The 14,423-nt window shown below is 61.3% G+C and carries 15 protein-coding genes; 8 read left to right on the top strand and 7 right to left on the bottom strand.

The genetic code is table 11. From position 1 onward, the window contains the following. Positions 1-68 precede the first annotated feature (68 nt). Positions 69-503 (bottom strand): acyl-CoA thioesterase, encoded by a 435-nt coding sequence (locus V5738_RS12000; protein WP_423821040.1) that lies wholly within the window; start codon positions 501-503, stop codon positions 69-71. A 66-nt stretch (positions 504-569) separates the two neighbouring features. Continuing rightward, entirely contained in the window at positions 570-1,031 is a 462-nt protein-coding gene (locus V5738_RS11995) for an RT0821/Lpp0805 family surface protein (RefSeq protein ID WP_423821039.1), read from the bottom strand. Between the two features lie 138 nt (positions 1,032-1,169). Here V5738_RS11995 and V5738_RS11990 point away from each other — a divergent pair, with 138 nt between their 5' ends. Together V5738_RS11990 and V5738_RS11985 are read left to right on the top strand one after the other, a co-directional pair. After that, positions 1,170-1,490 (top strand): DMT family transporter, encoded by a 321-nt coding sequence (locus tag V5738_RS11990; RefSeq protein ID WP_423821038.1) that lies wholly within the window; start codon positions 1,170-1,172, stop codon positions 1,488-1,490. Positions 1,491-1,549: 59 nt separating this feature from the next. After that, on the top strand, positions 1,550-2,554 hold the full coding sequence (locus V5738_RS11985; protein WP_423821037.1) for an NAD(P)H-quinone oxidoreductase: 1,005 nt from the start codon (positions 1,550-1,552) through the stop codon (positions 2,552-2,554). A 49-nt stretch (positions 2,555-2,603) separates the two neighbouring features. Here V5738_RS11985 and V5738_RS11980 read toward each other — a convergent pair whose 3' ends face one another. Together V5738_RS11980 and otsB are read right to left on the bottom strand one after the other, a co-directional pair. Continuing rightward, the gene (locus V5738_RS11980) at positions 2,604-4,421 is read right to left on the bottom strand and encodes a glycoside hydrolase family 15 protein (RefSeq protein ID WP_423821036.1); all 1,818 of its coding nucleotides are present in this window, start codon (positions 4,419-4,421) and stop codon (positions 2,604-2,606) included. Then, the gene (otsB, locus tag V5738_RS11975) at positions 4,367-5,131 is read right to left on the bottom strand and encodes a trehalose-phosphatase (RefSeq protein WP_423821035.1); all 765 of its coding nucleotides are present in this window, start codon (positions 5,129-5,131) and stop codon (positions 4,367-4,369) included. The genes V5738_RS11980 and otsB overlap by 55 nt, the downstream gene beginning before the upstream one ends. Between otsB and V5738_RS11970 the strand changes: the two genes are divergently transcribed. Further along, positions 5,130-6,629, top strand: coding sequence for an alpha,alpha-trehalose-phosphate synthase (UDP-forming) (locus tag V5738_RS11970; protein ID WP_423821034.1), 1,500 nt, complete (start codon positions 5,130-5,132; stop codon positions 6,627-6,629). The two genes, otsB and V5738_RS11970, sit on opposite strands and share 2 nt — an antisense overlap. Positions 6,630-6,845: 216 nt before the next feature. On the opposite strand, the gene V5738_RS11965 is transcribed toward V5738_RS11970, so the two are convergent. Next, complete coding sequence (locus V5738_RS11965) at positions 6,846-7,529, bottom strand: DNA-3-methyladenine glycosylase family protein (RefSeq protein ID WP_423821033.1); 684 nt, start codon at positions 7,527-7,529, stop codon at positions 6,846-6,848. A gap of 3 nt (positions 7,530-7,532) precedes the next feature. Continuing rightward, positions 7,533-8,171, bottom strand: a complete 639-nt coding sequence (locus V5738_RS11960; RefSeq protein WP_423821032.1) for an SDR family oxidoreductase — start codon at positions 8,169-8,171, stop codon at positions 7,533-7,535. A gap of 128 nt (positions 8,172-8,299) precedes the next feature. Here V5738_RS11960 and V5738_RS11955 point away from each other — a divergent pair, with 128 nt between their 5' ends. After that, a complete protein-coding gene (locus V5738_RS11955; protein ID WP_423821031.1) occupies positions 8,300-8,992 on the top strand; it encodes a glutathione S-transferase C-terminal domain-containing protein in 693 nt (230 codons plus the stop codon). 116 nt (positions 8,993-9,108) lie between these two features. Here the strand turns inward: V5738_RS11955 and ilvB are convergent, their stop codons facing one another. Then, entirely contained in the window at positions 9,109-10,953 is a 1,845-nt protein-coding gene (gene ilvB, locus V5738_RS11950) for a biosynthetic-type acetolactate synthase large subunit (RefSeq protein ID WP_423821030.1), read from the bottom strand. A gap of 147 nt (positions 10,954-11,100) precedes the next feature. Between ilvB and ilvN the strand changes: the two genes are divergently transcribed. Genes ilvN through pssA form a run of 4 tightly spaced genes read left to right on the top strand, consistent with a single transcriptional unit; the run spans position 11,101 to position 14,262 of the window. Then, entirely contained in the window at positions 11,101-11,628 is a 528-nt protein-coding gene (gene ilvN / locus V5738_RS11945; protein ID WP_423821029.1) for an acetolactate synthase small subunit, read from the top strand. Positions 11,629-11,686: 58 nt separating this feature from the next. Beyond that, the gene (ilvC, locus tag V5738_RS11940; RefSeq protein ID WP_423824177.1) at positions 11,687-12,703 is read left to right on the top strand and encodes a ketol-acid reductoisomerase; all 1,017 of its coding nucleotides are present in this window, start codon (positions 11,687-11,689) and stop codon (positions 12,701-12,703) included. Positions 12,704-12,754: 51 nt separating this feature from the next. Next, entirely contained in the window at positions 12,755-13,429 is a 675-nt protein-coding gene (locus V5738_RS11935; protein ID WP_423821028.1) for a hypothetical protein, read from the top strand. 56 nt (positions 13,430-13,485) lie between these two features. Beyond that, the gene (gene pssA / locus V5738_RS11930) at positions 13,486-14,262 is read left to right on the top strand and encodes a CDP-diacylglycerol--serine O-phosphatidyltransferase (RefSeq protein ID WP_423821027.1); all 777 of its coding nucleotides are present in this window, start codon (positions 13,486-13,488) and stop codon (positions 14,260-14,262) included. Positions 14,263-14,423: the final 161 nt, after the last annotated feature.

The following is a 14,423-nucleotide window of genomic DNA, read 5'->3' as shown; positions in this document are numbered from 1 at the left end:
CGCCGCGCGATCGGCCGGCCCTAGCGCGCTGTCGTTAGTGCATGGATAACGGCCGTTGTCCGGCCGTGTTATCGACGGATCTGGTCGAGCGCATGCGCCAGTTTGTCGGGCACGGCCGTAGACAGACCGCTCGCCCGCTCCACGAACACGTGTACGAACTCGCCGTCGGCGCTGGCGGTATCGGCGCCGGCTTTGAAAATCGCCAGGCCGTAGGTCACCGAACGATCGCCGAGTCGGTCCACCCGCAGGCCGATCTCGAGTGTTTCGGGAAAAGCGATTGGCTCGTGATAACGACAGTGCGACGACACCACGAAGCCGACCACGGGATCGCGGTGTATATCGAGCCCACCGGCATCGATTAGATAACGATTGGCTGCGCTATCGAAGTATGAGTAATAGACGACGTTGTTCACGTGGCCATAGACGTCGTTGTCCATCCAACGCGTCGGCATAGGGCAGAACCAGAGGTAGTCGCTGCGGCGCGCTCGGGGTTGGTCGCGCATATGATTTCCCATAAAAAAAGCCGGGCAGGGCCCGGCTTTTCGATCGGTCTGTGTCGTCGATCTCGATTAAGTGTTGACGACTTTCCAGGTGCCATCGGACTGACGGCAGGCCGTGCCGGTGACCTTCTTGGCTTGGCCTTCGACGTTGGCGTCCATCGTGAACTCACGGCAGGGCTGGTTGCCCTGCTGGTAGGTCCGCGTCGGAGTGACCGAATAACTTTCGTTGTTGTCCGGATCGGACCAGCTGGATGTGCTGCCGGTCTGGTTCGATTCCAGGGCGGTGCCGAACTGCTTGCGGTCGTTCTGGTCGAAATGCTGACCGACCTTGTTGCCCAGCGCTGCGCCGGCCAGGGTGCCCACGACCGTTGCGATCGTGGTGCCGGTGCCGCTGCCGATCTGGGAGCCCACCGCGCCCCCGGCCGCGCCGCCAAGCAGCGTACCGGTGTCGGAATTGCTCCAGTTGGCGCAGCCGCCGATCATGGCGACTGCCAGGGTCAGGGCGCTGAGCAGGCTGATTGTCTTGTGCATCGAGTGGTCTCCCGTGGCTGGACTTGTATTTGAATGCTATGGAGTTTAACGCAAACCCCGGTTCGCGAAAGGGCATGGCTGGCGCCGGATATTCAGCCAGCGTTAGGCTTGGCGCCTCAATACGTGCCCGGATATTCGATGTTGAACTGGCTGATTCTCGCCGCTGCGATTGTCGCTGAAGTCATCGGTACAACCTGTCTCAAGATGTCCGGCGGGTTGAGCCGGTTCTGGCCGGTCACCGGCATGATCGTATTTTATGGCGCTTCATTCGTAGGTCTGGCGTTGGCCCTGCGCAGCATTGATATGAGTGTGGCCTATGCCATCTGGTCAGGTCTTGGGGTCGCGCTGATCACCGTGGTTGGCGTATTCGGTTTTGGTGAGGCGTTCACGATCGCGCGCGCGGTGTGTATTGTGCTGATTCTGCTCGGCGTCATTGGGCTGAATTTGGCACAGAGCTAGCGTCGGCGCGATGGTCGCTGCCGCGGAGTTTCAACCACGTTTATCGAGGCGAGATCGCAATGCGTGCATGGCTGATCGAAGATAAAAACGACAACCCGGGACTGACCCTGGAAGACATCAAGGCGCCCAAGCCGGGCCCGGATGAAGTCCTGGTTGATGTACGGGCGGTTGGTATCAATCGCGCCGATATCCTTCAGCGTAAGGGCGCTTATCCGCCGCCGGAAGGCTTCGATCCGCGCCGGCCTGGCCTGGAATATGCGGGTGAGGTCGCGGCTGTAGGCAAGCGCGTGACCGCGCATAAAGAAGGCGATTCGGTCATGGGGCTGATCGGTGGCGGTGCCTATGCCGAACGCATCGTGGTGCACGAACGCGACACCATGAAGTTGCCGGCCCATTTCGACTATGCCTCGGCTGCGGCCGTGCCCGAAGCGTTCATGACAGCCTATCGCGGCTTGTTTTTGGAAGGCGGGCTCGCGCCTGGGCAGTGGGCACTGGTACGCGGGGCCACCTCGGGTGTAGGCCAGGCCGCATTGCAGCTGATCAGCACGCTGGGCAGCCGGGCGATCGCCAGCAGTCGTCAGCAGGCACGGCTGGATGAGCTATCGGCCCGTTTCAAATCCTTGGGGCTGGGGCCAGCCTACGATCTCGGAGTCGTGGACGGCGAGGATGGCGTTGCCGAGGCCGTACAGGAGGCTACTGGCGGCGCGCATGTGGTGCTGGATTTCGTTGGCGCTGCGGTGTTGGCGGACAATCTGGCAGCGCTGCGCGATGAAGGGCGCCAGGTGCAGATCGGCATTATGGGCGGTACCGATGCGGCATTGAACATGGGCACATTGCTCATGCGCCGACTGTCGTTGATCGCGATGACCATGCGCAGCCTGCCGCTGGAGCGCAAGATCGCTATGGCCCGGCTGTTTGACGATCGGCTGCGGCCACTGTTCGAGGCCGGCCGACTGCGGCCGGTGGTGGATCGGACTTTCGATTTCGAGGCCGCCAACCAGGCGCATGCCGCGATGGAGTCCGGCGAGCACCTCGGCAAGCTGGTGCTGGTGCGTAACCGCTGATCGGCCAAGGCGCCGGTATTCGCGACCGGCGCCTTAGCCTTTGCCGGATCTAGATCACTTCTTCCCAGCGTCGCGATAAATGCAGGGCGGCGTTGATGATGCCGACCATGCTATAGGTCTGTGGGTAGTTGCCCCAGAGTTCACCGGTCTTCGGATCGATGTCCTCGGAGAGCATGCCCAGATCGCTGCGGTGGGCCAGCATGTTGTCGAACAGATGCTGAGCCTCGTCGTGACGGCCGATCGAGGACAACGCTTCGATATACCAGAACGTACAGATATTGAAGGCGTTTTCCGGCGCACCGAAGTCGTCGGCGGCGGCATAGCGGAATAGATAGTCGCCACGACGCAGGGTCTCGCCGACGGCCTCCACGGTGCCGATATAGCGTGGATCGTCGGAGGGCAAAAACGACAGTTCGTTCATCAGCAGCAGCGAAGCGTCGATGTCTTCGCCGCCGAAGGATTCGACGAAGCTGTTGCGCTGTTCGTTCCAGGCGTTGTCGCAGATGGCTTGGTGGATTTCGTCGGCCGACGTGCGCCAGCGCTGGGCATCGTTATCCAGTCCGAGATGTTCGGCGATGCGCCGTAGCCGATCGCAGGCTACCCAGCACAGCAGTGCAGAATGGGTATGGATTCGTTCGCGACCCCGGTATTCCCAGATACCGGCATCCGGGGTGCGGTAATTGGCCAGGGCCTTTTCGCCTAGCGGCTCGAGATGCCGGAACAGGGCTTCATCCTTGAGATGCACCAGCCGTTCGTCGAAAAAGATCTGGGCGACCGCGAGAATCACGCTGCCGTAGACATCGTGCTGGATCTGTCGGTAGGCATCGTTACCGATCCGTACCGGGCCCATACCGCGATAGCCGGCCAGGTGACTGGCCTGGGTCTCGGTCAGTTCGGCTTCGCCGTTGATGCCGTAGACCGGCTGCAGGGTGTTGTCGTCGGCGTTGGCCACCAGGTTGATGATGTATTCGAGATAGTTCTCCATGGTGCGGGTCGCACCCAGCCGATTGAGCGCCCGGATCACGAAATAGGAGTCGCGCAGCCAGCAGTGGCGATAGTCCCAGTTGCGCGCGGTATTCGCGGCCTCCGGGATCGAGGTCGTCATGGCGGCGACTACGGCCCCGGTCTCGGTGTAGGTCGATAGCTTGAGCGTGATCGCCGAGCGAATGACCGATTGCTGCCAATCGTAGGGAATCGATAGCGTCCGTACCCAGTCGCGCCAGTGATCCCGGGTCTGCTCCAGAAAACGCCGACCGACCTCGCTCGGGGCTTCGGGCAGGGTTTCATCGGAGGCCGCGATCAGCGTGTTGGTTTCGTTTGGTACGAAGGCGCGTTCGTCGAGCACATAGCCGATCGGCACATCAGTGGTCAGCCGCATCACCCGATTGTCGGTGACATAGCGCAGGTGATTAGAGCCACGGGTGATGCGTACATCGTCTGCGCCGTAGTTGCATACCGGGCGTAGGCGAATACGGACCCGTGGCGTACCGGCGATGCGCTTGATCTGACGCACGATCATCAGCGGCCGGAACTCGCGGCCGTACTGCCAGAACTGGGGCACGAAATCGACCAAACGGATCTCGCCGCCGTTGGTATCGCGCATACGGGTTTCGAGAATCGCCGTATTGCGTTGATAGTGCTGTTCAACGGATGCGCAGTTGTCGATCGTGACCTCGTAGTAGCCGCGGTCTCTTTCATCGACCAACTGGCTGAACAACGGGTCGCCCTGGAAGTCGGGGAAACACCCCCACACAATCCGGGCACGATCGTCGATCAGGGCAGCGATTTGTCCGTTGCCGATCAGGCCCAGGTTCAGGTTCGCGGTTCGATCTCGCGGCCCAGCGTGCGGGCCGTGGCTTCCAGCCATTCCAATACCTCGTCTACTGTATTCAACCTATAGCGTGCCTCACTCGCGCCGTCGGCGCCCACCCGTATCGATACCCCCCCGAGTTCGTTCGCGGTGCGAAACGCGGCTTCGTCGGTGACATCGTCGCCGACGTACACCGGGCGTCGCCCCGAAAACGAGGGGGTTGCCAACAGCTCGTGCAGGGCGTGTCCCTTATCGCCGTGGGCGGGTTTGATCTCATAGACCGACTTGCCATCGAGCCGGCTCAGTTCGCCGCCCGAGGCCGCGACGATCGATTCGACTGTCCGCTGGGCTGCAGTCGTGGCGGCTTCGGAAGCGCCGCGGTAGTGCAAAGCCAGCGTCGCTTTCTTATCCTCTATAAAGAGATCGGAATGAGAAGCTGTCAATGATTCAAGTTGCTCACGAGCGTCCTGAAGCGCCGGTATGTTCTGCTCGGCGGATCGATACTCACCTTCGGCGGTTCGGATTTCCAGTCCGTGCAGGCCGGCCGCTGCCGGAGCGGCATGCTCGGTCAAGGCATCGATCACGGCGATCGAGCGTCCCGAAATCAGCGCCAGGGCGCCATCCACGGCCTCAGCGGCCTGCTCTAGGATTTCCCCTAGACGGTCTGAGGGTTGAACGGAATCCGGATGTTCAGCGATATGGATTAGTGTACCGTCAACATCCAGAAATATGGCCCAATCTTGGGCAGGTTTAGGTAGTGTCGTCATGCCGATGCGCGATAGTGAATTAAAAACAAAACAAACCGATCAGGGCGGCGCTCGCCGCCTGGTCATGGTGTCCAACCGATTACCGCTTTCACTGGAGCACGTCGAAGGCGAGGGCTGGCGTACCAACCCGGCCGCGGGTGGCCTAGTGGCCGCGCTCGATCCGGTCATGCGTCGTCGTGGTGGCGTCTGGGTTGGCTGGCCGGGCGTTGCCGATGAGTCTACCGAGACGCTACGCGATGTGCTCGACTCTCAGCATAACGGAGATGTCGACTATCGGCTCGAGCCGGTGTCGTTGACCAGCCATGAGATCAGTGGTTTCTACGAAGGTTTTTCCAACGAAGTCATCTGGCCGCTGTTCCACAACCGATTCACCTCCTGCAATTTCGATCCGCACTATTGGCAGAGCTATCAGGATGTTAATCATCGGTTCGCCTTGCGGGTCGCCGAAGTTGCCCAGGCTGGCGACTTCATCTGGGTGCACGACTATCATCTAGTCAACGTCGCCGACCAGCTACGCGAGCTGGGGATCACCAATCGCAGCAGTTTCTTCCAGCATATTCCGTTCCCAACCGCGGATATCTTCTGCAATCTGCCGTGGTGGCGCGAAATCGTGTACGCGCTGCTCAGCTACGATTTCATCGGTCTGCAAACCGTCACCGATCGCATCAACTTTCTGGATGTGCTGACGACACTGTTCGACGAGGTAAAAACCACGGCCGGCGATAACGGCGTCGATATCGAGATCGGCGACCAAGGGTTGGCCCGACACCAGCAACAACTGCGTATCGGCACACTACCGATCAGCATCGATTACGACCACATCAGCGAGGTCGCCGGCAGCAAGGAAACCGGTGAGTACATGGCCGAATTTCGGGCCAGTTGGCGCGATCAGACTACCGTAGTGCTCGGCGTCGACCGGCTGGATTACACGAAAGGTCTGCCAGAGAAGTTCGAAGCCTTTCGCGAACTGCTGCGGCGGCATCCAGAACTGCGCGGCCGGATCGTGCTGCAGCAGCATGTCATTCCTTCGCGCCAGCGCGTGCCGCAATACGCCGAGCAGAAACAGGAAATCGAACGGTTGGTCGGCGAGATCAATGGCGAATTCACCGAGCCCGGCTGGGTACCCATTCACTATATGTTCGGTCGTATGTCGCCCCCCGAGTTGATGGCGCACTATCAGGTCGCTGATATCGCCTTGATCACGCCTCTCAAGGACGGCATGAATCTGGTGGCCAAAGAATTCTGCGCCGCTCAGATCGAGCAGCGCAGCGTGCTGATCCTGAGCGAGTTTGCCGGAACTGCCGCAGAATTCGGCGAAAATGCGCTATTGATCAATCCGCATGACGTGGTCACCACGGCCGAAAGCATCTACGAGGCCTACAGCATGCCCGAAGAAGAGCGGCGGCGCCGGATGCAGGCCATGCGCCAGATCGTAAAAAATCACACAGCGTTCGACTGGGTCGACCAGTTTCTGGAAGCCGCCGGTGCCGATAGCTGAGCCGGTAGCCGCCTAGGGCCTGTTGAGGCAACGTCCGAGCGCCGTGTTGCCATCTCAGATCGTGGCTGGCGAGTTGCGAGCCGCAGGTTCTAGGCGCGCCACGACCAAAGCTCGTAACGCGGCTAGATGCGATTTGGGCCGCAATCCAGCGTTGCTGTTCATTGACGTGCAGCCCGACAGCCTTTGGCGCGGGCTCACATGAAACCTCAACACGCTCTAGCGCGGCTGGGCAGCTGCGTTCGAGTCGGTGTCCAGGGCACGCCACATGAACCAGGCGCCGACCGAGCGGTATGGCCGCCAGACTTCGGTGGCCGCCTCCAAAGCCTTCGGTTTGGGCAGGACGTCCAGGCCATAGAGCAGGGCATAGCCTTTGCGCACGCCAAGGTCATGGATCGGCATGACATCCGGCCGGCCCAGATGGAACATGAGCAGCATTTCTACCGTCCAGCGGCCGATCCCGCGAAGCGCCGAATAAGCTTCGATCAGTTCGGCATCGCTGTAATCGTCGATGCGGCTTTCATCGGGCAGTTCGCCGGCCAGCTGGGCAGCCGCCAGCGCGCGCAGCCCGGCCAGTTTGTTCGCCGACAGCCCGGCCGCGCGCAGGGTATCGCCATCGGCCGCGGCGATCGCAGCGGCGCCTGGGGCTTCGTGGCCGCCGAGTGCCGCCAGGACACGGGCATGGATGGTGCCGGCCGCCTTGCCAGAGAGCTGCTGATAAATAATGGCCCGCATCAGCGAATGAAAGACATCCGGGGCAGCGTGGGTCGACGGCCGGTAAGGCCCGGTCCGGGCGATCAGCGCGCCAAGTACCGGGTCGGCAGCGGCCAATTCGGCGCAGGCATGCTCGGCATCGAAGGCCAGCCGCGTCGCACGCGACTGGCCAGTGGCGATCTCGGCCATGGCTTAGACGCCGCGGACCGCTTTCTCGATCGGCGTATCGCCGGAAAGCACTTCGAAGTGGCGGCCGATGGTATTCGGCGAATCCAGGGTATAGAGAATCACCTGGGCGACATCCTCGCGCGGGATCTCGCCACGATAGCCGAGATCCTTGGCGATATTCACCAGGCCGGTGCCGTCTTCTTCGGTGAGTTTGCCCGGCCGTACGATCGTATATTCCAGCTCGCTTTCGCGCAGACGATTGTCGGCCGCGCCCTTGGCCCGATAATAGTGCAGCATGTGCTCCGGGCCTTCTTCGGGCGTGTCGGCGTTCATCGCTGAGACCATCACGAAGCGGCGAACGCCGGCTTTTTCGGCCTGGTCGATGATCGAGATCGCGCCGTTGCGATCCACGTCTTCGGTCTTTTCCGGCGGGGTATGGCCGCCCGACCCCGCGGTAAATACGACTGCATCGCAGCCGTCCAGCGCTTCGCTGCAGTCGCCTTCAAGATCGGCGACGACGACATCGGTCGCGCCGATGGCCTGCATCTGCTCGACCTGCGCGCTATCGCGGACCATCGCCCGGGCCGTATGTTCGCTGCCATCGATGGCGTGGATCAGTCGACGGCCGATCTGGCCGTGTGCCCCTACGACGAGTACGTGCATTGAGCTCTCCTTGTCTTCCGTAAGCCGGGCCTAGGGCCTGGCTTGAATCCATGTTGTTACTTCACAACCTTTGGTATACGAAACGGTTTTGCAAGTAGTGACTTCTACGGTCACTGGAGTACACAGCGATGATCGACTTGTATACCTGGAGCACGCCGAACGGGCATAAGGTACATATCATGCTCGAGGAGATCGGCGCCGACTATGTCGTGCATCCGATCCACATCGGCCAAGGCGATCAGTTCGACGCAGATTTTCTCAAGATCAGCCCCAACAACAAGATCCCGGCGATCGTCGATCAGGACGGCCCGAACGGCAAGCCCTATGCGGTGTTCGAGTCGGGGGCGATCCTGATGTATCTGGCTGACAAGATCGATCGGCTGCTGCCCAAGGACCCGGTCAAACGCTATGACGCGATCCAGTGGCTGATGTTCCAGATGGGCAGTATTGGCCCGATGCTGGGCCAGGCGCATCACTTCAACAAATATGCGCCCCAGGCGATCGAGTATGCTCAGAAGCGCTATGAAAACGAGGCCAACCGGTTGTATGGCGTTATGGATCGGCGTCTCGGCCAGACCCGATTCCTGGCCGGCAACGATTATTCGATCGCCGATATCGCGACCTGGCCCTGGCTGCGCAGTGCGACCACCCAGGGCGTGAATATCGACGACTATCCGAACGTGCGACGCTGGTTCGAGCAGATCGGCGAGCGCGACAATGTGCGGGCCGGACTGCAGGTCCTGGCCGATCACAAGACCGACCTGACCGACGAACAGGCTTTCGAGAACATGTTCGGCAGCCAGCAGTACACAAAGCGTTGAGCCGCGCAGGCAACTAAAACCGAGGCCAGCCCGGCGCGACTCGCTTGGCGTTCAAAAGCGCAAAAAAAGACCGGCCCCGCAAGGCCGGTCTTTTGTCGAGCGGCGTCGAAAGCCGATCAGAACATTTCCGAGGGCCCGACTTCGGTATCGCTCGGCCGATCCTCGTAGCGGTTGGCGATGTAGTCACCGGTAATCATCTGCTTGTAGGTCTTGCCCGGGCCAACCATCGGATAAACCCCGGCATCGGGGTCGACCATGACTTCAAGAAACGCCGGGCCCTTGAAGTTTAGAAACGCCTCGATGGTGGCGGGCAGGGCGGCCGGATCGGTCACGCGCTCGGCGAATTCAAAACCGTCGGCTTCGGCTGCTTTGATGAAGTCTTTTTTGTGCAGCGACTTGTCGGACGCTGACAGGCGTCCTTTGAAGAACAGCTTCTGCCACTGTTTGACCATGCCATCGCCGATATTGTTCAGCACCACGACCTTGACCGGCAGATCGTAGGTGGTGGCGGTCTCCAACTCGCCGATATTCATACGGATCGAACTGTCGCCGTCGATATCGATGACCAGCTTGTCGCGCCGGGCACAGGCGGCGCCGATCGCCGCCGGTAGGCCGAAGCCCATGGTGCCCATCGAGCCCGAGGTCAGCCACAGCCGTGGTTCCCGGAAATCGGCGTATTGGGCGGCCCACATCTGGTGCTGGCCGACGCCGGTGGCGATGACCGCACGCCCGTCGGTGTGCTTGTTGATTTCTTCGACTACGGCATAGGGCTGGATCAGTGTGCTGTCGCGGTCGTAGTTCATCGCGTAGTCGCGCTTGAGCGCGGCGATATGTTGATGCCAGGCCGACAGATCAGTCGAAAAACCCTGCTCGCGACCATAGGACAAAATGCGCGCCAGACTTGGGCCGAACAGACCCACATGGTGCCAGTCCACCGCCTTGACCTTATTGATCTCGGAGGCATCGGCATCGAAGTGGGCGATCGCCTGGGCATTGGGCGCGAACGAGTCCGGCCGGCCAGCCACGCGATCGTCGAAGCGCGCGCCCACGGCGATCAGGAAATCGCAGTCCTCGACCGCATAGTTGGCGAATGCGGTGCCGTGCATGCCCAGCATATGCAACGACAGCGCGTCAGTGGTATCGAAGGCGCCGATGCCCATCAACGTCGTCACCACGGGGATGCCGAAGGCCTGGGCGACTGCGCGTAGTTCATTGGCGGCATCGGCATTGATCACGCCGCCGCCGGCGTAGATCAACGGTCGCTCGGCCTGGCCCAGCAGCTTGAAAAACTCGGCGCATTTATCGTCTTCGAGCTTGTTGTCGCGCAGGGCGCGCATGCGCTGGCGATAGCCCGGTACGGCCAGCAATCCGGCGCCCTCGAATGTGCACTCGGCGTTCTGAACGTCCTTGGGTACATCGATGACCACCGGGCCGGGACGGCCGGAACGGGCGATCTCGAAAGCGGTACGCACGGTGGCTTCGAGCTTGTCCGGGTCGGTCACCATGAACACATGTTTGGCCGCGCTGGACATGATGTTGGACACCGGGGCTTCCTGGAAGGCATCGGTGCCGATCGCCGCGCGGGCGACCTGGCCACAGATCAAGACCATGGGCACCGAATCGGCCATAGAATCGCGCACCGGAGTCACGGCGTTGGTGGCACCCGGCCCAGAGGTGACCATGGCCACGCCGACCTTGCCGGAGGCCCGGGCATAGCCCGAGGCCATGAAGCCTGCGCCCTGTTCGTTGGCGGGCACGATCAGCGGCATCAGGTCGTGATGCTGTTCGTTGAAGCGGAAAATCGCGTCGTAGGTCGGGAGAATCGCGCCGCCCGAATAGCCAAATACTGTATCCACGCCTTCGTCGGCCAGTACCTGCACGATCATATCGGCGCCGGTCATAACGGTCCCGGCCAACGGATGTCGGTCGCAGGTTTCGGGGGCAGTATCTATTTCACTCATGGCGGTTGTCCCGAACGACGTGGAAAACCCCTGATTGTAACCGAAAACGGCGGTTTCCCAGCGGGCTCGACAGATTTAATTTGCTTCACCCTTGGGAACGGCGTATTTTGCGCGCTTTGCCAGCCAGCGCATGCAAAGGTGGCCGCTATGCGTCACGTGATTTCAGTCCTCATGGCCAACGAAGCCGGCGCCCTCGTGCGCGTGGCCGGTCTGTTTTCGCAGCGCGGTTTCAATATCGAGACGCTCAATGTCGGCCCGACCGAGGATGCGACCATGTCGCGGCTGACGCTGGTGACCTCTGGCACCGAGGACGTGATCGAGCAGATCAACCGTCAGCTGCTCAAGCTGGTTGACGTGATCGACGTACTGGATATGACCAGCGACGAACATCTGGAAACCGAGTTGGCGCTGATCAAGGTGCGGCGCGATGCGGCAGCGACACCGGTCGCGACCTTGGCTGAAGGCTTTGATGTCATTCAGCTCAGCGAGGACGATGGACTGACGCTGCTGCGCTTTCTGGGCAGCGGTGACGATCTCAACCGCTTCGTCGCGTTACTCGAGGACGCCGGCATGCTGGTCGAGCTCGCCCGCAGCGGCGCAGTAACCATGACCCCGGGCCAGGGCGGATTGCGTTACCGTGCCGAGAGCGACGGCGTGAACGCCGCCAATTTGTAATTCAAACCGGCTGAAGCCGTCAGCCGTGTCTTCCATTAGTAGGAGAGCGACCGTGAGCATGAACGTGTACTACGACAAAGATGGCGATCTGTCCCTGATCCAGGGCAAGAAAGTCGCGATCATCGGCTATGGCTCCCAGGGCCATGCGCACGCCAACAACCTCAAAGACTCGGGCGTGGATGTCGTGGTCGGCCTGCGCGAAGGCTCGTCCTCGGCCAAGAAGGCCCAGGATGCCGGTCTGGCGGTGGCGAGCATCGCCGAGGCGACCGCCGCTGCGGATGTGGTGATGATTCTCACCCCGGACGAGCACCAGCTCGCGCTCTATAACGAAGTCATCGAACCGAACATCAAGCAGGGCGCCACGCTTGGCTTTGCGCACGGCTTCAATATCCATTACCAGCTCATCGAGCCGCGCGCCGATCTCGACGTGATCATGATCGCGCCCAAGGGTCCGGGCCATCTGGTGCGCACCACCTATGAAAACGGTGGCGGCGTGCCCAGCCTGATCGCGATCTATCAGGATGCCTCGGGTCAGGCCAAGGACGTGGCGCTGGCGTATTCGGTGGCCAACGGCGGCGGTCGTGCCGGCGTGATCGAGACCAGTTTCCAGGCCGAGACCGAAACCGACCTGTTCGGCGAGCAGGCGGTGCTCTGTGGCGGTCTGGTGTCGCTGATCCAGGCTGGCTTCGAAACGCTGACCGAAGCCGGCTACGAGCCGGAAATGGCCTATTTCGAGTGCCTGCACGAGGTCAAGCTGATCGTGGATCTGATCTACGAGGGCGGCATCGCCAACATGCGCTACTCGATCTCCAACACCGCTGAATATGGCGATATCTCGCGCGGCCCGCGTCTGATCACCGATGAGACCCGTGCCGAAATGCGTAAGATGCTCACCGAAATCCAGAACGGCAGTTTCGCTCGCGAATTCATCGGTGAGCACCAGGCCGGTAGCCCGATGCTCAAGGCCGGTCGTCGTAATGCCGCGGCCTCGGACCTCGAGCAGGTCGGTGAGCAGCTGCGCGGCATGATGCCGTGGATCGCCAAGGACAAGATCGTCGACAAGTCGCGTAACTAAGACGCGTTAAGCGACGACTCCCCGAACGCGAGTTTAAGGCAAGCGATCGGCATGCAGCGCAAAACGCTGTTTTTCATCGTCCCGGAAGGGTGGCTGATTCTGGGCGCATTGGCGGTGCTATTCGTGGCCATCAATGCGTTCGTCAGCGTCTGGGCGGCGTTGCCGCTGCTGGCGCTAATGCTGGCCAGTCTGCTGTATTTCCGGGATGTGCCGCGCAATGTGCCAGCCGAACCGCTATCGGTGATTGCGCCGGTGGATGGCACAGTCATCCATCGGCGTGAATGCTACGACCCCTATCTGGATCGCGAAGCGGTCAAGGTCACGATCCGGGTCAATCCGTTCGGTGCCTATCTGTTGCGTTCGCCGGTCGAGGGCACGGTGCTCGAATTGGCCGGTGAAACGGTCAAGCAGCTGGGCGGCGTGGCCTCGATGATCCGGACCGACGAGGGCGATGAACTGGTCATGGCCATCCGTCGCGGTACGCTGCTCGGCCAGCGCCCGTGTCGTAGTGGCTATGGCGAGCGCGTCGGCCAAGGACGTTGCTGTGGCAATCGCCGTATGGCGCGTCGCGTGGAACTGTTTCTGCCGGTGAATTCGCGCATGGAAGTCGAACTGGGCGATCATGTGCGAGCCGGGGCCTGTGTCCTGGCGAAGTTGGTTCACAAGCAAAACGGCAGCTGTGGTGCTAAGGGCAGCCGGGATCCCCGTCTGAGTGGCGCGGCATGAACTTCCGGAACACAGCGCATACGCGAACCCGGGCGTTCATGCGTTAGGCTAAATTTATGTCAGAAGAACCTACGAGCCCTGAGGGCATCCGTCGCAAGCGCGGCATCTATCTGCTGCCGAACCTGTTTACTACCGGCACGTTGTTTGCCGGCTTCTACTCAATCATCGCAGCCACCCAGGATCGCTTCGCCGCCGCCGGGGTTGCGATTTTCGTGGCCATGCTCACCGATATGCTCGATGGGCGGGTGGCCCGTCTGACCAATTCCGAATCGGATTTCGGCATTCAGTACGACAGCCTGGCTGATCTGGTGGCCTTCGGTCTGGCCTCCGGCCTGCTGGCGTATATGTACAGTCTGAATACCCTGGCCGACTACAACGATGTGTTCGGCAAGATGGGCTGGCTGGCTGCGTTTTTCTATACCGCGGCGGCCGGATTGCGGTTGGCCCGGTTCAATATCACCCGCGGCGCGCCGGTCGAAAAGAAGACCTTTCTGGGGCTGCCGAGTCCGGCCGCGGCTGGGGTGCTGGTCGGCTTTGTCTGGGTCGGCGCCGATTTCGGCATTCCGGGCGGCGATATGATCATCCCGGTGTTTCTGTTGACCGTGGGCGCCGGCATTTTGATGGTTTCCAACGTCCGCTATAACAGTTTTAAGGACTTCAACATCCGCGATCGGGTGCCGTTTCGTTATATCCTGTTCATGGTCGTGGGCTTCGTGCTGATCATGATCGACCCGCCGCGGGTGCTGTTTCTCGGATTTCTGGCCTATGCCCTGTCGGGCCCGATCATGGCGCTGCAACGGCGCCGGCGGCTGCGCACCGACAAGACTTCCTGAACGGGCGCGGCTGCGATCGGTCCAAACGGCATGGCCTTGATACGGTCGCCGGTAACGGCGCACGTTGGGCAGATAACGTCGATGAATGAGCCTCGATACCGGCCCGCAAGCCAGCCGCCGCTCCTGCCCGTCGACTGCCGTGTGCGCGATCGTGGGCCGGT

The sequence above is a fragment of the Salinisphaera sp. SPP-AMP-43 genome, from assembly GCF_049568105.1.
Taxonomy (GTDB): domain Bacteria; phylum Pseudomonadota; class Gammaproteobacteria; order Nevskiales; family Salinisphaeraceae; genus Salinisphaera.
Note: the sequence above shows the minus strand (reverse complement) of the source record. Positions and strands in the feature narration are given on the sequence as shown.

Coding starts and splice junctions, on each gene's coding strand:
- V5738_RS11970 (WP_423821034.1), top strand. CDS start 5,130: ATGCCGATGCGCGATAGTGAATTAAAAACAAAACAAACCGATCAGGGC.
- V5738_RS12000 (WP_423821040.1), bottom strand. CDS start 503: ATGCGCGACCAACCCCGAGCGCGCCGCAGCGACTACCTCTGGTTCTGC.
- V5738_RS11980 (WP_423821036.1), bottom strand. CDS start 4,421: ATGGCTGGAAGCCACGGCCCGCACGCTGGGCCGCGAGATCGAACCGCG.
- ilvN (WP_423821029.1), top strand. CDS start 11,101: ATGCGTCACGTGATTTCAGTCCTCATGGCCAACGAAGCCGGCGCCCTC.
- pssA (WP_423821027.1), top strand. CDS start 13,486: ATGTCAGAAGAACCTACGAGCCCTGAGGGCATCCGTCGCAAGCGCGGC.
- V5738_RS11985 (WP_423821037.1), top strand. CDS start 1,550: ATGCGTGCATGGCTGATCGAAGATAAAAACGACAACCCGGGACTGACC.
- V5738_RS11995 (WP_423821039.1), bottom strand. CDS start 1,031: ATGCACAAGACAATCAGCCTGCTCAGCGCCCTGACCCTGGCAGTCGCC.
- V5738_RS11965 (WP_423821033.1), bottom strand. CDS start 7,529: ATGGCCGAGATCGCCACTGGCCAGTCGCGTGCGACGCGGCTGGCCTTC.
- ilvC (WP_423824177.1), top strand. CDS start 11,687: ATGAACGTGTACTACGACAAAGATGGCGATCTGTCCCTGATCCAGGGC.
- V5738_RS11935 (WP_423821028.1), top strand. CDS start 12,755: ATGCAGCGCAAAACGCTGTTTTTCATCGTCCCGGAAGGGTGGCTGATT.
- V5738_RS11955 (WP_423821031.1), top strand. CDS start 8,300: ATGATCGACTTGTATACCTGGAGCACGCCGAACGGGCATAAGGTACAT.
- otsB (WP_423821035.1), bottom strand. CDS start 5,131: ATGACGACACTACCTAAACCTGCCCAAGATTGGGCCATATTTCTGGAT.
- ilvB (WP_423821030.1), bottom strand. CDS start 10,953: ATGAGTGAAATAGATACTGCCCCCGAAACCTGCGACCGACATCCGTTG.
- V5738_RS11990 (WP_423821038.1), top strand. CDS start 1,170: ATGTTGAACTGGCTGATTCTCGCCGCTGCGATTGTCGCTGAAGTCATC.
- V5738_RS11960 (WP_423821032.1), bottom strand. CDS start 8,171: ATGCACGTACTCGTCGTAGGGGCACACGGCCAGATCGGCCGTCGACTG.